We start from the raw sequence: 21,356 nt of genomic DNA, 5'->3' as shown, positions 1-21,356 counted from the left end.
AAGAGATCACTCTTCTGATTGGGCACCTGCTTCAGCTCTTTCTTTTTGAAGAGCCTCCATCCGTTCGCGCAATTTTTGAGCATCCGGAGCCTCCTTCATATTCGAATAGGCCTTATTTAGAACCACCAGATAGACGGCAATCAGGAACCAGTTCGCAAGCATGTACACCATACTGAGTACATTGCGTAGATTCTCCATCATGATTCCGAGAAGAAACGCGGAACCCAAAAAAGCAAGACTGACAATCACCGCTGCAATCATCAGCAAAATAGGGTACCTTCGCGCCTTTGCCGCGGGGTACCCCTTTTCCTTAGCTAACTTGCCAAAGAAATAGGAGGCGAGAAGCCCCGCCACCACAATGACAAGTATATAGCCAATCCCCATAGATAGACCTATGCCTCCTCAGCCTCAGAGTCTTCAGTTTTCACCTCTTCAGCAATCTCTTTAGAATCAGAAGCTGGCACCTCAGACTGCTTATCAGCAGACTCTTTAGCAACAGGCTCAGACTTTACCTCCTCAGAGGACTCTGGCTCAGCCGACTTAGACTGCGGCTTAGACTTCTTAGTGACACCACTTTTCGCGGATTTAACCTTCTTAGCCTTGGGCTTCTCTTTAGAGAGAGCTGAATCATAAAGATGACCGTCACTCATCAACACCACATAGCCCTGGTTGAGCAGCCAATGAAGATCATGGTACCACTCCTTCTTAGCCTCCTCAGAGATACCCTCAGGGAGAACATCCTTCCAGAGCTGATCAACCCCTCCACCAGGATTCGCCTGAACCCAATCAAGCATCTGCTTGGGACGATCTGCAATCGTAGTCTCCTCAGGAACCACATGTGGACGAGATGGCCCGCAATGCAACTTACCCTGCCACTTAAAGACTGCAAGATGCCTCCCAGACAACTGGCGACACAAGAAGGATGCCAATTTACCAGGATAACGACGCTGATCCGCCACAGTCTCCTTCAACAAGGTCAGCAAACCAGGTGAAAGCAACTTGGCTGGAATATCTGATGGCACATCAGCCCGGTGAGTAGCACGGAAGACCTCATCAAAATGCTTTTCCTGGAAATGCTTGGTCACCGCAAGAGGATCATCCAGAACAACACCCTCTTCACCCACTACCTTGTACTGAGTCTTTTTCTTCATGGACTCAAGCCACTCACTCACCGCCTCCTCAGACCTCACGGTCTGGATGCGAGACTTGTAACGCTCAAGATCCATGTGCGCAAATCGAGTGCGGTGTAATTCCAGCACATTATGCGTGTAGGCATGATAGTTTGGCGGACCCAAGATCTCACCACTCAGACCGCACTTGGCGATCGCTTGAAAACTTCCAGTCGGAGGCTCAGTCTCGACTTCCTCTTCTTCGTAGAATTCACTCTTCCAGTCCGAAACCAAGAAATGCGCAACGCACTCCTCTTTCGTTAAATAAACTGAATGATCCTTCTTACACTGCAGCAAATCCTCAGCACCCTCCTCCTTACGGAAGACAATATGAAAACGCTCCCTTGCACCTAGCACCACATGTGCGAGCTCGAAAACTGAATAGGTACGGCCAGCTGCGGAAATCTCCTTTGCCATATTATCCACACCAGCCTCAATAGGCATAATTTCTGCAGACACCCCTTCTGGAGCTTGTACAAATGCTGGGCGCGGTGGACGACCACCTTTCTTACCATCAAATTTACCACGGCGCTTATCACCACGATCAAACTTGCGGCCTTCACCGTGCTGAGGACGACCACCCTTCCCCTTGAAAGGCTTGCGAGAACCAGCTCCTCTAGGCTCGTAATCCTTGTAGTTCTTCTTGGTCTTACCTTCACCCTCTCGAGCCCAAGCAGGCCCGAAATCGAGTGCGCTCAAATCCAGTGAGTTTTTGTCTTCTGGTTTCTCGTTCATGTAACGTGCGGATGCTGCCATATTTTATCCATATGGCAATGATGTCTTAGCTTCAGATGGTGAATGTTTACTAAGCTTTGCGCCGATACCACAAGCTTTTGTGGCAGATTACCAGCAATTATCGCTAATCTTTCCGAAGTATTTCTACCGTTCGGGCTGCAGCCCCCTGATGAACATGCAAAACCTCAAGGGCAGACCCGCACTGCCTGGCGACCTCTACCCCTCCCTCCAGACACCTTCGCAAGGCGGACAGCAATTCACCCTCATCCCTGACAATAGCAATCCCTCCAGCATCTCTGAGCATACTAACCAAGGGTTCAAAGTTCCCCATTGAAGGGCCTGCCACCACGGGCACACCCGCTGCAATTGCCTCCGTGGGATTCTGCCCACCTTCCCCCAATAGACTTTTACCAACCACAACAACATCTGCATGTGCCGTCCAATCACGCAACTCCCCAGTACTATCCACAATCAGACAAGCCTCTTCCGATTCACGCGGCTCATGGAAGGCACTACGCAAGACTACCTCGTAACCCAGGCCTTTGAGTGATCTGGCAACCTCCTGCCTCCTCTCAGCATGCCTTGGCACAGCCACATACAGCACCTCCTCACCCAAATTCTGCACCACTTCACCTATATAGGCCTCCTCTCCGGCGTGCGTACTGATTGCCATAACTACCTTCCTCCCCTCACCGAATACATCCAACATCCGCTGAAACTCACCCCTTCGCTGCGGCCCAGCAGCCCCCAACTGATCAAACTTAATACTTCCCGTGACCTCAATACGGTCTCTACGAATACCTACTGAGGCCCATCGATTAAGATCCGCCCTCTCTTGAACACAAGCCTGATCTATCATCCCAAACATCGGCTCCACAAAGCCAGAAAACTTCTTGTAGCGTCGCTCAGAACGTGCAGACAAACGCGCATTCGCCAGACCAACAGGAACCCCCATCCGCTTGGCAACCCCAAGCATGTTCGGCCAAGCCTCAGCCTCAATCAAAACAATCTGCTTTGGCTCAAACCTCTTGAACACCCTCTGCAACACCCAGCTAAAATCCAGAGGACTGTATATCACCCGAACACCTACTGGCGCCTTCTCCTTTGCCACAAGCAATCCCGTTGTAGTCGTCGGAGCCAAAACAAAACGATCCTGCGGATAATCAGCCTGCCACTGATAGATCAGCTTCAGCGCTATCATGACCTCCCCCACACTGACGGCATGCACATACACGACCCCAGCCGGCTCATACTCGATACTCTCATCATACCAAGCGAAGCGCTCCAGCAAACCTGTGCCATAACCACCCCGCTTCAACATCTTGATCAACCAGCCCGGAAAACCGAGCAGAAAGACAAGTGGCAGCAGGAGATTATAGAGCAGCAAAACCGCAGCCCGAATCATACACTATCCTCCCTCTCAAAAATATAAACCGCACACCCCCCATACTTCCGAGCATCCAATTCACTCCAACCTTCAGGACAAACAAAGTTCACACCGGCATCCATCTCCACAACCAGAAGACCACTCTCAGCAACAGCCTGCTGCAGAGCAACTTCACTCATCAACTCCATGACAAAGTCACGGTCAGCCGCCGTCTTCTTGTAAGGCGGGTCCGCAAAGACAAGATCAAAATCCCCCTGCACCCTCTTACAATATTGGACAGCATCCGCCTGAAGCACACTCCCTCCACCCAAATTCAAGGTCCGTAGATTTTCCTGTATCACCTTCGTACACGCCCGGTCACCATCAACAAAGACACAACTCTTTGCCCCCCGGCTGAGAGCCTCCATCCCCAAAGCTCCAGATCCAGCAAATAAATCCAACACACGAGCCCCCTCAATCCGCGGAGAAAGTATCGAGAACAAGGCCTCGCGGGTACGGTCCGTCGTCGGACGCACCACCGCCCTTGGCACCTTGATGTTTCTCCTACCCGCTGTCCCAGCAATGATACGCATGCCGCGAAGCTAACAAGGCCGCCCCAAATGGCAATCCAAACTACTCCCGACTCCACTAGCACACAAAAAACGGCCAGCGGTTACCCGCTGGCCGCTGTTAAATGATCTGTATCACTAATACTTACTTAGCGTCACGCTCAGCAGCCTCAGCAATCACCTTATCAGACACGTTCTTAGGACATGCTGAGTAGTGATCGAACTCCATGGAGAACTGACCACGACCAGAAGTCATGGTACGAAGATCACCAATGTAACCGAACATCTCTGAAAGTGGAGCCTGTGCCTTGATACGGATACCAGTAGGAGTAGTGTCCTGAGACTGGATCATACCGCGGCGACGGTTGAGGTCACCAATCACGTCACCTACGTTGTCTTCTGGAGTGAAGACATCGAGCTTCATGATAGGCTCAAGGATCTGTGGACCAGCCTTTGGAATGGACTGACGGTAAGCTGCCTTCGCTGCGATCTCGAACGCAATAGCGGAGGAGTCAACTGCGTGGTAACCACCATCTGTAAGAGTAACCTTGATGTCTTCCATTGGGTAGCCAGCGAGAACACCTTTAACCATGGACACCTTGAAGCCCTTATCAACTGCTGGCCAGTATTCCTTAGGAACGTTACCACCAACAACCTTGGACTCGAATACGAAACCTGTACCTGGCTCGCCAGGCTCGATGGTGTAGTCGATCTTACCGAACTGACCTGAACCACCGGACTGCTTCTTGTGAGTGTAGCTGTCGCTAACCGCCTTAGTGATGGACTCACGGTAGGCTACCTGAGGAGCACCAACAGTAACTTCTACACCGTAAGTACGCTTAAGAATGTCCACCTTAATGTCGAGGTGAAGCTCACCCATACCTTTAAGGATGGTTTCGCCAGACTCTTCGTCAGTCTCAACATAGAAGGATGGATCTTCTGCAACCATCTTTCCGATCGCGATACCAAGCTTCTCTGCGTTTGCCTTGTCCTTAGGAGCAACCGCGATGGAGATAACCGGATCCGGGAACACCATTGGCTCGAGAGTTGCTGGAGACTTCTGATCACAAAGTGTGTGACCTGTCTGAGTATTCTTGAGACCTACAAGTGCCACGATGTCACCTGCTTGAGCACGGTCAAGCTCAGTACGGTCGTTGGCGTGCATCTCTACGATACGGCCTACGCGCTCAGTCTTACCTGTGAAGCTGTTAAGTACTGTATCGCCCTTGTTAAGAACACCGGAGTAGATACGAGTGAAAGTAAGTGCACCGAACTTGTCATCCATGATCTTGAATGCAAGCGCACGAAGTGGACCTTCAGTAGTCACTTCAGCAAAATTGCCAGTCTCGTTACCTTCTGGATCAACCTCTGGCTGAGGATCAACCTCAGTCGGGGAAGGAAGGTAGTCAACAACGGCGTCGAGCACGTTCTGCACACCCTTGTTCTTGAAGGAAGAACCACAGAAAGTTGGGAAGAAGTCGAGAGCGATCGTACCCTTACGGATGCAGCGCTTGATGTCTTCGAGCGCAGGCTCTTCCATAGTTTCAAGGTAAGCCTCCATGAGCTCGTCGTCCTGCTCAAGAGCAGTTTCGATGAGTTGCTCACGGTATTCCTCAACCTTGTCTGCCATGTCAGCAGGAACATCTTCGATAGTGTAGTTTTCAGGCTGACCTGTTGAATCCCAGATCCATGCCTTACGCGTAAGTAGATCTACAACACCAGTGAACTCGGACTCTGTGCCGATTGGGAGAACCATCACGAGCGGCTTAGCACCGAGGATGTTCTTCACCTGATCCACTACACGGTAGAAGTCAGCACCAAGACGGTCGAGCTTGTTCACGTAGATGATACGTGCAACCTCAGACTCGTTCGCGTAACGCCAGTTTGTTTCGGACTGAGGCTCAACACCACCAGAACCACAGAATACACCTACGCCACCATCAAGAACCTTGAGGGAACGGTAAACTTCCACGGTGAAGTCAACGTGACCGGGAGTATCAATGATGTTGAAGCGGTATGCTTTATCACCAGCCCACTGCTGGTCACTACCTGGCCAGAAGCAAGTAGTAGCCGCTGACTGAATGGTAATACCACGCTCAGCTTCCTGCTCCATGAAGTCTGTAGTAGACGCACCGTCGTGAACTTCACCAATCTTGTGAATCTTACCTGTAAGCGCCAAAATACGCTCAGTGGTCGTGGTCTTACCCGCGTCCACGTGAGCGAAAATTCCAATGTTTCTGTATTTTGCGAGATCTGACATAATCTGTCCTTTCGTGTTCCGGTCTGTAACCTAGTAACTTGCAGCGCTCCTTACAGTGCCACTCACCTTTTGGCAACCACACACTGACTTATTTTTGCAAAAAATTTGCCTTTTCTAATGCTTCGGAACCTTGACTCTGACGACTGCGCTGCAATCGCAAGCTCTTGTTTCGTAGCGCTAGATGCTGAATCAATGCTTCACAATCCTCCAATTACAATGAAATAGATGTTCATGATTCATTCACACTCACACCTATCCCCTTCCTCTCCTTAAAAGTTAATAACGATCACCGAGCCCGAGGATCCTCAAATACTGAAACAACACCCCCCCAAACAGCCACAACCCATATAGATCAATGGCTACCAACCCCTTACTTAAGACACACAAAGCATCGCAATGCTTAACATTCAAGCCCTCTCTAAACATTTGTTCACAAATTCATCATAAATTTTATTGAACACTCTCGATAAGCGATTTACGTATTATCTCCCACAAACAAAACCTTTCCCCATTTCCACTCATGAAAAAAACCACCACACTCCTTCTCATTGCAGCTCTAAACCTGACTGGCCTGGCACAGGCTCGCCAGTTTTGGAGGCATGAGCAGAAGCAGCAGAATGTGGGCAGTTGCCACACGTTTGCTACTCTTGCACTTCTGGAGGCCGAGTATTATCTCGTAAACGGTAGAACCATTGACCTCTCAGAAAGAGACCTCTTCACCCGCCACCTGATGCGCGGCTACAGAAGCTCTGAAGAAATGATCCGCGGCCAGCTTACTGCAGCGGCTCACAAGAAGCTCTCTCCCTTTTACAAAGAGGCGGCCAGCCCGGTTTCAGATTTCGATCTCGTAAAAGCCTATGGTGTCGCCCTTGAGAAAGAAGTCCCCTACGAATCATCTTTCTCCCCTGGCATGTCCATGCTGATGGACAAATTACGCAATCTGCGTACTCAGGTGAATAAGTCGGCCTCCCAGATGAAGACATCTGGCCGTTTCAGCCGCGCTGCCGTACAAAACCTGGTCAGTCAGCACATGGATGACCGCCTTACCAGCAAGCTCTCCATTAAGCCAAACCTCTCCAGCCGAAACAGCATTCGCCATTTCGCCCAGCAGTTCTCTTTCAAAAAGGTGAAACCATCCAGCGCCAGCAACGCTCGCCAAACCATCATGCAGCAGCTGAAAACTCGCCCGGTAGCTGTTGACGTCAAGGACTACAGCACCCTTCACCGCTCACCAGGCGCTAGCATCCAGTACCGCTACCATTGCGTGGTCATCAGTGGCTACGATAGCAAGAAGGACCAATTCATCATCAGAAACTCAAACTCGCATGCTTCCAGCGAATCAGTATCCGCTGAAGGACTTTGCAAACTAGCATACAACATTTACTACCTCGGGAAGTAGACCTCAACGATTCATAGCAACACACACCATTCCTGGTACAACACAGCCCCACCCTCTCCAGCTCTTTTGGAGAGGGTGGAGTTATAATAAGGCACCTCACTTCACTGCCCCGCCTATGATTTCGTGATTGCAATGTTAGACTCTAACAGTATAGATAATCTTATAATCAGAGTTTAATCTGAATATACTAAACCCAAGATCGAAAAAATTACCACCATGGAGCACGGCCTATCCCGGCGCAATTTAAACAAACGTTTAGACTTTGATGCATTTGCGCTTCACTTGGCACATCTCTTTGTTGTAGTTTGATCTGCAGAGTTCAATAGAAAATCCAAATTGTGTGTGATGTATAACCGTCGTAACGATACTTCTCCAATAAACCTCGTTGCGGGTGCCAATGAGACCGTCTCTCCTGAGACTGGCGCGCACAGCCTCGATCCAGCCAACAGCCTGGCCTCTGAGCAAATCACCCTCAAAGACTTGGAGCGTCTCCTTGCCTTAAATAATGCAGACTCTTACACAGAGGCAGCCTATCGTCTGCAAATCTCTGAAGCGCACTTGAGACGAAAAATCAGAGCCATGGAAAAGGCCGTCGGCTTTGTACTGATCGAGAAAAAAAGCGATCGCAGACTAGGCCTCAGCGTCAGCGCCACCCAGTGGCTGAAATCTTTCAGAGAGCTACACATCGCTCTCAAAAGCCTAGATCAAGCCATTCAAGACGTTCATCAGCTAAACCAGAGAATCAATATCGGCTTAGACGCCTACCTGTCTTTCTCCAGCAGACTCTGGGACACCATCCCCCAGAACCCTGAAACACCTGATCAGAACCAGTGGATTCTCCACCCGGGCGGAGACATGGACAAACTGAATAATGGTGAATTCGAAGCATTCCTCGGTATCAAGCCAGCGAGAAACGAAAACCTCGTATCCCAACTCGTCTACAGAGACCATATCGTAATCTACCAGCAGACGGATGGAGAAGAAACGGATAGCAAGGACACCAGCCTCAGTGTGATCTTACAAGCTCCAGTTACAGAGACTCAAATCAGAGAACTGTTCTCTACAGACCCCAAGTACCAAGGCAAAGAACTGAGTTTCATCCATGCCATGAATGCTACCGAGGCTCTCCAATATGTCTCGCACGGCATCGGGATCTTTCCATCCATTTCACTCTGTAAACACATCATACCCTCGAATGTAGAAGCAACCACGATCGATGCCGAGGCCTATGCCGATATCTACATGATTTGCCAGCCCTCTAAACTAGAGGCCTTACTCGCCGACAGCACCGTCAGCAGGCTACGCTCAACTTAAAAAAACAACTTACCAATAACCCATGGCCCTCACTTTATTTCTGTCTTCCCTGACTAATGAATCTAACTATTAAGCAGCTAGAATATTTCGTACAAATCGCCAAATCGGAGAATATCTCCATTGCAGCATCCGAGCTCAACATCACTCAACCCGCACTATCCGCCGCTCTTCAAAAAATCGAGCAAGACCTGGCGATTCAGCTGTTTGACCGAAGCGGAGGCCGCCTGGCACTAAACAACGCCGGCAAGCTATTACTTCCGCGGATCGAAAGACTTTTGTTCAGCTATACGCGGGTCCTTACCTCAGCGCAAAAAATCGCCTTAAACAATGACGGACCTCTCAATGTTTCCGTCTCGTCATCACCTTGGACATTTCTCATCAAAACGGCCCTCTCAAGAGATCCGCGCTTTGTGATATACTCGTCCAATCATTATCCTCAGCCAGATCAATTGATCCCTGCTGAATGTGATGCTGCCCTTCTCTACCACTACCTGCCTCTACCTGAAAATGAAGCCTACCAGGTAGAGGAAGTCATGGTCATCCCCGGCATCTGCTCAGCCATGTCAGCCACGATTAATGCCAGCGACACCAATCAGAGCGACTTCTACCTGCCGGCCTCGTGCCAGCAACTGCTCATGCCTGCTGAAGAACTTGTCATGGGTATCAAAGAGATCAAAGAATTCCTGACCACCCAGGAATTGAGCCTGAACGACTACACCATCAATCAGCTGACCTGTTTTGACCAGCTCGCGGCGTCCTGCCTCAACCCCTGCAACCTAGGCATTTTACCAGGAAACAAAAAGCTCTGGCAAAACATCTACGGTAACAGCCTGCAGTTCAAAAACCTTATCGCTTACGACAACCTCCGTCTCAGTATCTCTCTGGTCTCCTCCAAGGAACTCAACGAGGAAAAGAGAAATACCCTGAAGGATCTTATCCAGCAGAAAAAACTCAGCTTCTAGAGCAACGACAAGACCGAGGGCGGCATCTTTGCCTTCTATCACAAGCCAGAGCTTAACCAGCTCTGGCTCAACATTGTCCTCCCCGAAACACAACCCGCTCAACCCCTTACATGTGAGCGCCTTGAGACCTCTTGAACGTCTCAGTAACGACAGCATTCCAGTCTTGCAAAAAGTTGATATTTAAGCGATCTTAATGTTCCTCGCGCAAGTGCCCGATGAACCAAAGATGACACGTCGCACTCATAAACGAATACCACGCAGTCGCTCCAAGCAAGCGAACCGCCGTGCTATGCGCCCGTCCATCTTTGAAGCCATTCAAAACGCCAACAGCCGGGCTCATCAACGAGCTAATCAACGGGCTTGGCGCCGCCAAGGTCTCACCTCGGTGCGTGCAGCGATCGCAGACACTCATGACGAGGAATACCTCTTGAGCCTTCCGCAGCTCACACTACGCACCCTGCTCGGCCTTCTGCTGCTCATTCCCAGCGTCATCAGCACACTAGCTCTATTCACCATTACCGATGTCTACGACATCAGCCAGCCAACAGCCAATGTCTGGTCCCAGTTAATCTCGAGCAAACCCTTCCTATTTTTCGCCGTAGGCACCTTCCTGATGCTAGGGTGGTTCTTCTCCAAAATCGCCAGCCAAGGCTTTCTCTACCTCTATGTTCTGGGTCATGAGCTTACACACGCCCTCTTCATCTATATATGCGGCGGCAAGGTCTCAGGCTTTAAAGTAACGACCGCTGGCGGCTACGTGATGACCAACAAGTCAAACATCCTCATTTCTCTCTCTCCCTACTTCGTCCCCTTCTGGTCTGTCGTGGTACTCTTGACCTCTCTGGTACTGAGACTATTCTGGCAGATTCCTTATCTGGATGAGGCCCTCTATCTCCTCATCGGCACCACCTGGACATTCCATCTGGTCTGGACCCTCTGGATGATCCCGCGCGACCAGCCCGACCTCAAGGAAAACGGCACTTTCTTCTCACTTGTCGTTATCTACCTGGCTAATGTACTCTTATTGGCCACACTTCTCTGCCTAGTTCCCCAAGGACTCACCTTCAGCGCCTATCTCTACAATTGGGCGGTACTCTTCATGGACTTCATCGAGCTATCCTACCTAACGCTCAGCAAGTACCTCCCTCTACAATGAACGAGTACCATGTCTCCATCGACCTTCTGTATTATACTCTGGGTTTCATTTATGGAATTTTACTCACCCACTGTACTCTTGTGGGTATCGTGGCGCTCATCATGCGCAAGGAACTGAACCCCGTCAAAAAACTGATAAAATACTCTGCCCTGACATTAGCTCTCAGCGCCACGATCGTATTCAGCATCTACGTGGGAGAACTCCTAACTGCCTACTTCGGCGGAGCTAAATATGAAATGGAATCGCTCAAAATCAGGATTACAGGTCCCTACTGGTGGGCTTACCTATACATGATAGTCACCACTTGCCTGCCGACCCTTCCCTGGCTGCCCAAGGTGCGCTCATCCATCTGGTCCTTTGCACTTATCAGCTTTTTCGGACTCACTTCCTTATATTTCGAACGGCTGGTCATCATCTGGACGACCATCCTATGAATCTAGCGTAATCCGTCCAATTACGGCGAAAAACCGCAATAACCTTGACACCCTGTGCTATCTTTGCATTCTCCCCGTCCCGCCGCGACGGAAACGTGGCGTAACCTACTAGTTCAAAATGAAAGCTGATATCCATCCAGACTACAATCCGGTTATCTTCCAGGACATGACTTCCGGTAAGCGTTACTTCACTCGCTCCACTGCCAAGTCTGACAACAAAGAGACCGTTGACGGTGTTGAGTACTACGTTATCTCCATGGGCGTAACTGCTGATACTCACCCATTCTTCACAGGTAAGACCACATTCGTGGATACCGAAGGTCGTATCGACAAGTTCCAGAAGCGTTTCGGTGCTGTTCGCCGCGCCAAGAAGCCAAAGCTCAACGCTTAATCATCTGGAATCACACAAAGATTTCCCAAAAGCTCTCCGCAAGGAGAGCTTTTTTTATGCCCTTAAATAGCTTAGAGCTTGGCCCACTGGATCTCTGAGAGTTCCCCACCACTGAACCACAGGCTCAGCTCCACGTCAGGATAGACCAGGCCATTGTGCACCTCGTCTACGGACTGCCCGATACTTTGAGAATCGAGGAAATCCTTCACCTCCTCACGGGTCATCCCGATGAGTGCTTTGCCGAAGAGCGTCACCTCAGGACTAGCCACATCAATGGATGTCAGCCCGTAGTTCTCACTCTCATCAAAGTTCAGGGAAATTCCCAGGTCCCAGTAATGCCATGCAATAGACATTTCATCGCCGAGGTCGACTTGGTCCCTCTCCTCCGGGTCTCCCAAAACCTCTTTCACCTGATCTTGAGTGAGTCCAAACGGAAGGTCATCCAGCCCTTTACCCAGCAGAATTTTTTGCGGTTTAATCACTCCATAACATTATTGCAGATCGCTTACGGAGTCAATCGTACATCCAGTTAGAAAGAGCCCGATTTCACTTATTTTATATGGAAAGAATCGCCACGCATCCACGCTACGAGCATGCCGTCATCCAACAGTTTTCCAAACACCCGGTAATTTGAGTCACTCAAGGGATTCTTCCCAATAGCCTCCTCGCAAACCACTTTGTTATCCGGCTGATAATAGTTTGAGTGCACGAATCTGATCACATCCCCTTTCACTGACACAAACCCTACGTGTTGATCCAACCCCACAATATAGATCCCATCCCCACTCTTCTTTAATCTCTCCAGAATCCTGGGCATGGACTTACCTGCAGAGACATCCTTCTTGCCTCCTGTCATGGTGATGATGATCTTCTGAGACGCTTGCTGAGCCATTTTGATACGCTGCACCTTAAAGCCTGAATGAAGAAGACAGGTCGACACAAAATACCCACACGCCACTTGTCCCTCTCCGGGCACCTTGGACATCCCTGAAAAAGCCCATTCCGTGCCATACCAGGCAGGAAAAATCTTCTCGCAGAGATCACTCGTTAACCTCTCCCTCACCTCACTGAGTACTGCCTTCTTTGCCACCAGGCTAGCTTCCCGATAGCGTTTCCATTGAGCCTGACGATAGCCTTCAAGAGCTTCAACTACCTCGTTATACTCAGCCCTCTTTTTCTTCAAGTCATCGCCCCTCACCTCACTACTGAGTGGCGGCTGCTGCGCTTGCAGGCAAGGGCCTGCCACAGCCATTAGCACACACACAATAAACTTACACATAGTCTTACCTACTATGGCCACATTCCAAGTTTATCAGCAAATCACTTGATGGTGTACTGTTCACCCTTCATCCAGCTCACAAGCATGGCATCATCCAGCAGTTTCCCAAAAACACGATATCGCGCCTCACTCAAAGCGTTCTCGCCCAGAGCCGGCTCACAAACCACCATTCGGAGAAGCCGATCGCTACTGGAGTGAACAAAACGCACATCAGGCCCCCTGACGGTGATATAGCCAAAATGCCTGTCCATCCCCACCAGATAGATACCATCACCTTGACTCTGTAAATATTTCATGACCGCATCCATAGATCTCCCGCTCACGACTCCCCTTTTCCCTTTCGTCATGGCGACTATGACTTTCTCTGTAGGCTGCCTCGCCACTTCATCACGATCCAGCTTGAAACCTGCGTGCTGAAGGCTGGTTGAAACAAAGTAACCATGCGATATGGACCCTTGGCCAGGCTGCTCACTTTTACCAGCGGAAGACCACGTTGTACCGTACCAGGCGGGAAAAATCTCATCGCACAAATCCTGAATCAAGCGCATGCGAACTGCAGCCAGAATCTCTTTCTTCACGGAGGAATTAGCTTCCTGATATTCTTTCCTCTGAGCATTCCGGTAGGACTCAAGAGCCTTGATTGTCTCAGAATAGGCTTTGCGTTTCTCGAGAACAGCATTCCTATTCATGACAATAGTCAGCGGTGGCTCTTGGCCATAGCTATCCGCCGTTAGAGCAAACACTCCAACCATTAATATAAAACACTTACACATAGGGGGATATACGCCTAAATTAGGCAAAATCTGTCATCAGAGGCCATTGATGCGCGAGGTACACCAGCGTTTCCCTTCACGGTATTCATCACAATCGCCCCATTTAGCACTAAGATAGCTCCATTGGTCTCTTGCGCTACTAAAATATTGTTTTGCCTCCTTGGACTTACCGGCTTCTGCCGCCATGTGGCCAATATCTCCAAAAATAATCGCCAGCATCCTACGAGCCGATGCCTCTCTTCTTCCCGCACCATGGTTAATGAGAGCCGCCAACTGCTCGGCAGCCAGCCTCCCATCAGCAATCGCTTGCGGGGAACTATTTCTCATCGATGAACGCTCCCAGTATAGCGACGCCAAACGGTATTTAGCCTCTACTTCCTCTGGATGCTTTGCCTGATAGCTACGCATGTTAGAGACCGCCTTCTCCATCATCTGCTCAGCCTTCTCCCTCTCTCCCTTATCCCAGGCCATGAAGGCTCTCACTCCCAGAATAGAAGACTCGAGGATTGAATTACCTCCCACTTTCTGCAGAGATTTCTCTGCCCGTTGAAGTAATGGCTCCACCACAGAAGTCTCTCCGTCCCGGAGTTTTTGCTCAGCCACTAAGATGTCATTCTCAGCACAAATCTCATGAGCCAGTTTTAATTCGGGGTGCTTCTGCGTGAGAAGATAAGCATGACCGTGAGCCTCCTTGCGCAACTTCTCAGACCAGCCGGCACTCTCCCCCCCCGAAGTCATCAACGCACCGTCCATGCATGCTTGGGAAAAGGTGCATCGCAGCGATACATTGTCCGGCATGTCCACGACCACCTTCCTCAGATGCCCGATTGCCGCCACATAGTGCTTCAATGCCAGAGCAGGCTGCTCTGTGATCTGCATTTTGGCCTGCAGCATATTGGCCATGGCTTGGGCATATTCTTTACCCTCGCTATCCGCTGGCATCTGGTTGGCATACTCAAGGCACTTGGCGAGAGAAGCGGCAGCTTGCTCGCGCTTGCCCCCCTCTATCTGGGACAATGCCATGCCATAATACAAACGAGCAAGGATATCCGCTTTGCGATCCACCAAGCCTGCTTGCGACCAGTCCACTTTAGAAACATCCACCTTCTCCCACACGCCCGCAGCCATGTAGGACTGAGCTATGCGCAACCTCAGCAAGGAAGATTCTCGCTTAAAATCGATATCCTTTTCCAGCTCTTTGCAAATCAGCTCCCACTTGTCTCTGATTTCCTGGCCACGTGGCGACAGGTTCTCCAGCTCCCTGAGGACTGGATTATTCGCCTCAAACTTCATGGCGTAGACATCCTGCATAGACTCAAGAATCGTCTTCACAGGCTCCTTGATACGAGCCAAGTCGCGGTTTTTGAGCGCAACAAGCTCGGTCAAGGCCTGATTACCGACTTCAAGGTCATCCACCTTCTTCCTGAGCTCTTTTTCACTTTGCTCAAGGGAAGCCAAACGACTGCCGTTCACTTCAGAAAGCTCTGATAACTCCTGCTTCAACTGATCACGCTCCTCAACGAGATCACGCACCTCCACATTCCGGCGCAGCAGATTCTCACCGACGACGACAAGCCCCACAGCACTGGCTAAGGCTAGTACAGAAACAGTAATACTCCGCTTATCGCAACACCATGAGTATTTGGGGACCACAGGATCGTTGCTCATCAAAGAAAAGCTAACAGCTCCCGCTTAATTTACCAGCCCTGATTCAGGCACGCACGCACCTACCATGAAGCACTTACCCCCACTCAGAGCCTGCGTAGCTTGTAGGAGCACCAAGCCTCACCTTCACGATATTCCGCACAATCACCCCACTTGTCACGCAAGTACCCCCAGTGCTGCTTGGCCTCACCAAAGCATTGCTTTGCGATCGTTTTATCTCCCTTCTCGGCAGACAAGTGACCCAGGTCACTCAATACAAGGGCGGCCATCCTACGTACGGACGCCTCTCTAGCTCCTGCTCCGGCTTTGAGCAAGATCCTCAGCTGTTCAGCTGCCGCATGACCATCTTTTAGGGCACCTTCCCGATCCGTATGCATCGATGAGAGTTCCCAAAGTAGGGCTGAGAGCCTGTATCTAGCCTCGATATTTGCTGGTTCTCTACTCACGAGCTTACTCACCTTATTAATCTCGCTCTGCATCTCTTGCTTAGCCTTGGTCAGGTAGCCCTTATTCCAAGCAATAAAGGCACGCACACCCTCCACGGAGGACTCCAAGACAACATCTCCTCCCGCAGCTTTGATGGATTTCTCTGCTCGTTTCAGTAGCGGCTCGACCTCATCCTCACGCCCACTGCGAACACACTCCTCAGCCTCCGCGATATCCAGTTCAGCGTACATCAGGTGAGGCAGCTTCACCTCAGGATGATGCTTCACTAACCAACTGGCGTTTTGCTTGGCTTGCTTCTGTAGCTCTTCTCCCCAAGCGGCATCATTCCCCTCCATGGACAGCATCACACCGTCACGACAGGCTTTTGCAAACTCACTGCGGACCATGACACTGCTAGGCACCTTGACGACTACCTTATCCAATCCAGCGATGGCGGACTTAAAATACTTCAAGGAGCCTGCCGGATCCTCAGCTACTATCTGCCTGCCCTTGAGCAGATCGAGCATCGCCCGGGTGTACGCCAGTTTGACTTCATCTCCTTTTACCTCCGCGGCATACTTCCTGCAAAGATCGAGACTCTTTTGTCCATCAGCCTGATTCCCCGTGGAGAGATAGTGCATAGCCATTGAGTAATAGGTCTTGGCCAGAATCATTGGCTTCTCAGCCTCCTTGCCGGCCGATTTCCAATCAATCTCTTCAGGCTTTACCTGACTCCACTTCTTTTCCGCGGCATAGGACTCAAGTAATCTGACACGCAGCAGTGCCTCCTCCTTGCGATATTCCTCATAGTAGGACAGATCCTGAGCTAGCTCTTCCCAAGATTGCTGGACTCGGCGCGATACTTCTTCTTTGTTTTCAAACTCTCCGTATATTGGGTCCTTACTGGCGAGCTTCATAGAGTATACATCTGTCAGAGTACCCAGAAGCTTGCTCATGGGTCGCTTCCAGTGGTCTATCTCTGACTCAGCGGCTAGCTTGTGTTTTTCGAACAGGCTCTGCCTTTTCTCCAGTTCCTGTTGCTTTGCTGCCACCAAGCGCTTCTCTGTAGCCAGCAGTGAATTGAGCTGATCGATCTCCTCACCTCGCGCATGAAGCTGCGATGTCCTCTCCTCCAGCTCTGACTTGAAATGTGACTGCTCCGCTACCAACGCTTCAAGCGATGAAACATCGCTTGCGAGACTTATGATAATGCTGGCCGCACTCACCACGACTGTGATTCCCGCCGCTGAAATTAGCTGGAGTTTGGTCGGCCTAAAATCGAGTACTTTCCGCCACCAAGGATCTTCCAGGGGCTGATCCTCCACAACTTCCTCTTGCTGCGGCAACTCGGATGAGTCGACATACTTGTGCCACCAATCATTCTCCCCTGTCTGATTGCTGGTATTCTCGTCTACATGTTGATCCTTCATGGGTCCCCTTTTTTGATATCTTGGTTCAGCGTCTTATTCCATGATGCAGCACCATTGGGGTAGAGCTGGGGGACCTCAGTTTACGGCCATCATCATTTATGAACAAAATGTCATCTTAGACAATCTACCCTCTAAAGGACTTTCCACGATATTTCCAACATTAAACTGAAAAGTTTCACCACCGGTGTAACGTAACCTCTGTTTGTACCTAGAAAACCAAGGAGTCTCCCATACTCACCCAAATACACACTTAGCCATGAAAAAATCCACATCCTGCCCAGGAAACCCTTTGGCCTCACCTTTTTCGCGTCGGGAATTTCTTAACGTCGGCCTCTTAGGTGGACTTGGTCTCACCCTGCCAGAATTCCTCCGCATACAGGCCATGGGAGCTCAAAAGCACTACGAAACTGTCGAAGGTAAAGCCAAGGCCGTCATTCAGATTTTCTTGCCAGGAGGGCTCGCCCAACACGAATCATTCGACCCGAAGCCCTATGCTCCACCAGAGTATCGCGGCCCCTTTTCCTCAATCAAAACCTCCATCCCCGGTATTCACTTTGGCGAAAAACTCCCCCATCTGGCCAAAATCGCCCACAAGATCACAGTGATTAATTCCATGTCTCACGGAGAGGCAGCTCACGAGCGAGGCACCCACAACATGTTCACGGGCTACCGCCCTTCACCGGCAGTTGAGTATCCCTCCATGGGCTCTGTGATCTCCAAAGAGTTCGGCCCCAAGAACAACCTTCCCCCCTATGTGTGTGTACCCAATGTCCCTAACGAATATGCTAATTCTGGCTATCTTTCCTCAGCCCATGGCCCGTTTGCACTCGGTGCAGACCCTGCCCGGGGTAACTTCAAAGTGCGCGACCTGAATCTTCCCGGCGGAGTGGACGAAGCACGATTCAATCGCCGCAAGTCACTACTAGAAACTGTCGACCATCACTTCCGAACTCTCGAAAATTCGGATGCCTTGGAGTCGATGGACGCCTTCTACCAACACGCATACAAACTGATCTCCTCCGAAAAAGCGCGAGAGGCATTCAATTTGGAAAAAGAACCTGACAAGCTTCGTGACAGCTATGGCCGCAACCAAGCAGGCCAGCGAATGATCCTAGCGCGCAGACTGGTCGAGGCAGGCGTACGCTTTGTATCACTGACTTCAGGCTCCTGGGATCACCATGATAATCTTCAGAAGGGTATCGAGTCCAATCTTCCATCGGTAGACCAGGCTGTCGCGGCGCTGATCAATGACCTTGAAGAACGTGGCTTGCTAGACTCCACATTGGTCATTCTTTCCACCGAGTTTGGTCGAACCCCCAAGATCAACAACACTGGGGGCAGAGACCATTGGCCACGCGTCTTTTCAACCATGATGGCTGGAGGTGGTGTCAAAAAAGGCATGGTCTTTGGTAAATCTGATGCCCTTGGAGGAGAGCCGGAAGAAGACAAGGTATCAGTGGAGGACTTTGCCAAAACAATCTATCACCAGCTGGGCATTAATGCTGACAAGGAACTCATGGCGCCTGGTGAGCGCCCGATCGAGATCGTCGACGGAGGTCGCGTTCTGAAGGAAATCCTCGCCTAACTAAAATTGCCCAGAGTCATGCCCTCTGTAGAGACACTCACCAACTCCAGAAGAAATCAATTTATCCGAGTAAGCCTGCTCGCCTCAGCGTTCGCGGGGGCCCAGCAGCTCCACGCTCACAGCCCAGAACTCAAGTACGTGGCTCCCGTGGCAATTCAAAACGGGACCAAAGCTACATTACACTTCCACGGCGATCGGCTCGATAAAGCCAAAGAGCTACTCTTCTACAAGCCAGGGGTCACCGTAGAGGGGGCTCCTACTATTCACTCACCAAAGCACGTTTCATTTCAGGTTCACCTTTCTCCTGAGAGCTCTCCCGGCATGCATCCAGTGCGGCTCAGGTGCGAGGACGGTATCACCTACCAGAAAACGTTTCATGTCTCCGCCTACCCCATTCATCAGGAAACCAAGGAGAATAATGACAGTAGAGACAAGGCCCAGCTCATCTCCCCGAACACGTGTATTCACGGCATCACAACCAACGAAGATGTCGATTATTACCAAATACCTCTCAAGCGCGGGCAAGTCCTCTCTGCAGAAATCGCAGGCATGCGACTGGGCAGGAAGTTCTTCGACCCCCACCTGTCCGTGTTAGATCCCGACGGCAGGGAAATCGCCACCTCAGACGATAACTCCCTCACGAAACAAGACCCATTTATCTCTATTAGAGCTCCCAAGGATGGCACCTATTACCTTGCTGTCAGGGAGTCCTCTTACGAAGGGTCGGATTCCTCTCACTATCTTCTAACCGCCGGGCACTTTCCCCGCCCTGCAGCCATCTACCCACCCGGTGCTATAAGCGGCCAGGAAAGCTCCTTTCAATTTATCAACACAGATGGCTCTCGCTTGGAAAAAACTCTCAAACCGTCTGCACCAGCGCTCATCCATGCCAGTGAAAATCAGCTCATCTCCCCTAGCGGCATTCCTTTAAAATTGAGCCACTATCCATTCACCAACGAGCAAGAACCAAACAACGGCTCCAAAGAAAGTCTACCTGCTCAAGAGATTCCCCATGCGTTTCATGGCATTATTAGCAAAACAAATGATGTCGATTGGTTTCAGTTTTCCGCAAAAAAAGATCAGGATATCTCCATCCAAGTTTTGGCCAGAGAACTAGGATCCCCTCTAGACGCACGAATCATTCTGCGTGATTCCGCTGGCAAGCAACTTGCTGCAAATGATGACTCTAACAATAGACCAGATTCGAGCCTCAATTTTAAAATCCCCAAGGACGGAACTTACTTCATTAATATCAGAGACCACCTGGCAAACGCTGGTCCGAACTTTACATACCGGATTGAGGTGAGCCCGCGCAAGCAGACGCTGCAAGCTTCTATCAATCGCTCTGATCGCAATGATTCACAATTGCGCAAGGTGATCAACATTCCACGAGGTAGCAGCCTCGCCTACCAACTGAACGTAGCCAGAGACAGGCATTCCGCAGCCGTCTTCACCACTGCGCATAATTTACCGGAAGGTGTAAAATTAACCTCCTTAACGGCCGAGAATGGGGTGAATAACATCCCACTGTATTTTGAAGCCACAGACACAGCACCTCTCAGCGGAGGCCTCTACCCAGTCTATGTGGAATCCAAAAACCCAAATCTCAAGCAAGCCATCACAGAGGATATTGAGCACATCGCCATCAACAACCAAGGAGTGTACTGCTCTTACGAGTCGGACAAGCTGGCTATTGCTGTGACCGAGGCAGCGCCCTTTGATATTTCTCTGGCTACACCAGCGATCCCTGCTGTTCAGAACGGCACGATCGATTTGACAATCACAGTAACCCGTAAAGATGGCTTCGATAAAGAGATTACCTTGTTCTTCCCCTGGCTACCTCCGGGAATCACCGCACCTGGAAATGTAAAAATCCCTAAAGGAAAGAATCAAGCCGTCTACCATCTCTCGATCAAAGGTGATGCTCCTGTCAAAAACTGGCAACTCTGCGTGTCTGCCCTCAGTGATACTGATAGGGGCAAGGTGCTTCTCTCCTCAAACCTTGTCCCATTAAACGTCAAGACTCCGTATCTGACAGCAAAGCTGGAAATAGCAGCCACTAATCAGGGAACCCCAGTCTCGCTACCCTGTAAGATAGAGCAACTAGCCAACTTCTCCGGAAATGCGACACTTACACTACACGGGCTCCCAGATGGTTTCAAAGCCCAGCCTGTAACGCTTAACTCCAGCACCACCGAAGTGCTTATCCCTGTCGAACTAGCGGAGAATGCACGCATAGGCAACCATTCCAATCTCTTCTGCCATATCGAAGTTCCTGAGAACGGCCACAACATCTCCCACAATACAGGCCACGGAGGATCCCTTCGAGTAAATGCTCCTCCTAAAGACAAACCTACGGCCAAGAAGGAAAGCAAGAAACCCAGTTCAAAACCCAAGCCTCTGTCACGCCTAGAGCAGCTGCGCCAAGAACTTAAATAGGAAC

Annotated in this window: 18 protein-coding genes; 8 read left to right on the top strand and 10 right to left on the bottom strand. The window is 50.4% G+C overall.

What is annotated here, in order from left to right:
• Positions 1–6: 6 nt before the first annotated feature.
• The 5 genes from BUB27_RS15155 to fusA form a co-directional block, all read right to left on the bottom strand.
• Complete coding sequence (locus BUB27_RS15155) at positions 7–384, bottom strand: hypothetical protein (protein ID WP_143184704.1); 378 nt, start codon at positions 382–384, stop codon at positions 7–9.
• Between the two features lie 8 nt (positions 385–392).
• Positions 393–1,925 carry a hypothetical protein gene (locus BUB27_RS15150; protein WP_143184703.1) on the bottom strand — a complete coding sequence of 511 codons (1,533 nt, stop codon included), beginning with the start codon at positions 1,923–1,925 and terminating at the stop codon, positions 393–395.
• A 103-nt stretch (positions 1,926–2,028) separates the two neighbouring features.
• On the bottom strand, positions 2,029–3,309 hold the full coding sequence (locus tag BUB27_RS15145; RefSeq protein ID WP_143184702.1) for a 3-deoxy-D-manno-octulosonic acid transferase: 1,281 nt from the start codon (positions 3,307–3,309) through the stop codon (positions 2,029–2,031).
• Positions 3,306–3,863, bottom strand: coding sequence for a 16S rRNA (guanine(966)-N(2))-methyltransferase RsmD (gene rsmD, locus BUB27_RS15140; protein ID WP_143184701.1), 558 nt, complete (start codon positions 3,861–3,863; stop codon positions 3,306–3,308). The genes BUB27_RS15145 and rsmD overlap by 4 nt, the downstream gene beginning before the upstream one ends.
• A 121-nt stretch (positions 3,864–3,984) precedes the next feature.
• Entirely contained in the window at positions 3,985–6,099 is a 2,115-nt protein-coding gene (gene fusA, locus BUB27_RS15135; RefSeq protein WP_143184700.1) for an elongation factor G, read from the bottom strand.
• 520 nt (positions 6,100–6,619) lie between these two features.
• Between fusA and BUB27_RS15130 the strand changes: the two genes are divergently transcribed.
• From BUB27_RS15130 to BUB27_RS15105, 6 genes are all read left to right on the top strand, one after another.
• Positions 6,620–7,498 (top strand): C39 family peptidase, encoded by an 879-nt coding sequence (locus BUB27_RS15130; protein ID WP_143184699.1) that lies wholly within the window; start codon positions 6,620–6,622, stop codon positions 7,496–7,498.
• Positions 7,499–7,843: 345 nt separating this feature from the next.
• Positions 7,844–8,812, top strand: coding sequence for a LysR family transcriptional regulator (locus BUB27_RS15125; RefSeq protein WP_143184698.1), 969 nt, complete (start codon positions 7,844–7,846; stop codon positions 8,810–8,812).
• Between the two features lie 56 nt (positions 8,813–8,868).
• On the top strand, positions 8,869–9,774 hold the full coding sequence (locus tag BUB27_RS15120) for a LysR family transcriptional regulator (protein WP_143184697.1): 906 nt from the start codon (positions 8,869–8,871) through the stop codon (positions 9,772–9,774).
• Between the two features lie 226 nt (positions 9,775–10,000).
• Positions 10,001–10,930 carry a hypothetical protein gene (locus BUB27_RS15115; RefSeq protein ID WP_143184696.1) on the top strand — a complete coding sequence of 310 codons (930 nt, stop codon included), beginning with the start codon at positions 10,001–10,003 and terminating at the stop codon, positions 10,928–10,930.
• Positions 10,927–11,364: a hypothetical protein gene (locus tag BUB27_RS15110; protein ID WP_143184695.1), complete on the top strand. Its 438-nt coding sequence runs from the start codon at positions 10,927–10,929 to the stop codon at positions 11,362–11,364. Before BUB27_RS15115 ends, BUB27_RS15110 begins: the two co-directional genes overlap by 4 nt.
• A 118-nt stretch (positions 11,365–11,482) precedes the next feature.
• Positions 11,483–11,755, top strand: a complete 273-nt coding sequence (locus BUB27_RS15105; protein ID WP_143184694.1) for a type B 50S ribosomal protein L31 — start codon at positions 11,483–11,485, stop codon at positions 11,753–11,755.
• Positions 11,756–11,826: 71 nt separating this feature from the next.
• On the opposite strand, the gene BUB27_RS15100 is transcribed toward BUB27_RS15105, so the two are convergent.
• From BUB27_RS15100 to BUB27_RS15080, 5 genes are all read right to left on the bottom strand, one after another.
• Positions 11,827–12,237, bottom strand: a complete 411-nt coding sequence (locus BUB27_RS15100) for a hypothetical protein (protein WP_143184693.1) — start codon at positions 12,235–12,237, stop codon at positions 11,827–11,829.
• Positions 12,238–12,305: 68 nt separating this feature from the next.
• Positions 12,306–13,034: a hypothetical protein gene (locus BUB27_RS15095; protein WP_143184692.1), complete on the bottom strand. Its 729-nt coding sequence runs from the start codon at positions 13,032–13,034 to the stop codon at positions 12,306–12,308.
• A 41-nt stretch (positions 13,035–13,075) separates the two neighbouring features.
• Positions 13,076–13,723, bottom strand: a complete 648-nt coding sequence (locus tag BUB27_RS15090; protein WP_143184691.1) for a hypothetical protein — start codon at positions 13,721–13,723, stop codon at positions 13,076–13,078.
• 120 nt (positions 13,724–13,843) lie between these two features.
• Positions 13,844–15,475, bottom strand: a complete 1,632-nt coding sequence (locus BUB27_RS15085; protein ID WP_143184690.1) for a hypothetical protein — start codon at positions 15,473–15,475, stop codon at positions 13,844–13,846.
• A gap of 83 nt (positions 15,476–15,558) precedes the next feature.
• On the bottom strand, positions 15,559–17,328 hold the full coding sequence (locus BUB27_RS15080) for a hypothetical protein (RefSeq protein ID WP_143184689.1): 1,770 nt from the start codon (positions 17,326–17,328) through the stop codon (positions 15,559–15,561).
• A gap of 256 nt (positions 17,329–17,584) precedes the next feature.
• Here BUB27_RS15080 and BUB27_RS15075 point away from each other — a divergent pair, with 256 nt between their 5' ends.
• Both BUB27_RS15075 and BUB27_RS15070 read left to right on the top strand, forming a co-directional pair.
• Entirely contained in the window at positions 17,585–18,913 is a 1,329-nt protein-coding gene (locus BUB27_RS15075) for a DUF1501 domain-containing protein (RefSeq protein WP_143184688.1), read from the top strand.
• 18 nt (positions 18,914–18,931) lie between these two features.
• Entirely contained in the window at positions 18,932–21,352 is a 2,421-nt protein-coding gene (locus BUB27_RS15070; protein ID WP_143184687.1) for a PPC domain-containing protein, read from the top strand.
• Positions 21,353–21,356: the final 4 nt, after the last annotated feature.

It is taken from the genome of Rubritalea squalenifaciens DSM 18772 (assembly GCF_900141815.1).
Taxonomy (GTDB): domain Bacteria; phylum Verrucomicrobiota; class Verrucomicrobiia; order Verrucomicrobiales; family Akkermansiaceae; genus Rubritalea; species Rubritalea squalenifaciens.
Note: the sequence above shows the minus strand (reverse complement) of the source record. Positions and strands in the feature narration are given on the sequence as shown.

Bases quoted from the DNA above. Each gene is read 5' to 3' on its own strand.
- BUB27_RS15105 (WP_143184694.1), top strand. From the start codon at position 11,483: ATGAAAGCTGATATCCATCCAGACTACAATCCGGTTATCTTCCAGGAC.
- BUB27_RS15090 (WP_143184691.1), bottom strand. From the start codon at position 13,723: ATGAATAGGAATGCTGTTCTCGAGAAACGCAAAGCCTATTCTGAGACA.
- BUB27_RS15085 (WP_143184690.1), bottom strand. From the start codon at position 15,475: ATGAGCAACGATCCTGTGGTCCCCAAATACTCATGGTGTTGCGATAAG.
- BUB27_RS15125 (WP_143184698.1), top strand. From the start codon at position 7,844: ATGTATAACCGTCGTAACGATACTTCTCCAATAAACCTCGTTGCGGGT.
- BUB27_RS15145 (WP_143184702.1), bottom strand. From the start codon at position 3,309: ATGATTCGGGCTGCGGTTTTGCTGCTCTATAATCTCCTGCTGCCACTT.
- fusA (WP_143184700.1), bottom strand. From the start codon at position 6,099: ATGTCAGATCTCGCAAAATACAGAAACATTGGAATTTTCGCTCACGTG.
- BUB27_RS15130 (WP_143184699.1), top strand. From the start codon at position 6,620: ATGAAAAAAACCACCACACTCCTTCTCATTGCAGCTCTAAACCTGACT.
- BUB27_RS15155 (WP_143184704.1), bottom strand. From the start codon at position 384: ATGGGGATTGGCTATATACTTGTCATTGTGGTGGCGGGGCTTCTCGCC.
- rsmD (WP_143184701.1), bottom strand. From the start codon at position 3,863: ATGCGTATCATTGCTGGGACAGCGGGTAGGAGAAACATCAAGGTGCCA.
- BUB27_RS15070 (WP_143184687.1), top strand. From the start codon at position 18,932: ATGCCCTCTGTAGAGACACTCACCAACTCCAGAAGAAATCAATTTATC.
- BUB27_RS15095 (WP_143184692.1), bottom strand. From the start codon at position 13,034: ATGTGTAAGTTTATTGTGTGTGTGCTAATGGCTGTGGCAGGCCCTTGC.
- BUB27_RS15080 (WP_143184689.1), bottom strand. From the start codon at position 17,328: ATGAAGGATCAACATGTAGACGAGAATACCAGCAATCAGACAGGGGAG.
- BUB27_RS15075 (WP_143184688.1), top strand. From the start codon at position 17,585: ATGAAAAAATCCACATCCTGCCCAGGAAACCCTTTGGCCTCACCTTTT.
- BUB27_RS15120 (WP_143184697.1), top strand. From the start codon at position 8,869: ATGAATCTAACTATTAAGCAGCTAGAATATTTCGTACAAATCGCCAAA.
- BUB27_RS15150 (WP_143184703.1), bottom strand. From the start codon at position 1,925: ATGGCAGCATCCGCACGTTACATGAACGAGAAACCAGAAGACAAAAAC.
- BUB27_RS15115 (WP_143184696.1), top strand. From the start codon at position 10,001: ATGACACGTCGCACTCATAAACGAATACCACGCAGTCGCTCCAAGCAA.
- BUB27_RS15110 (WP_143184695.1), top strand. From the start codon at position 10,927: ATGAACGAGTACCATGTCTCCATCGACCTTCTGTATTATACTCTGGGT.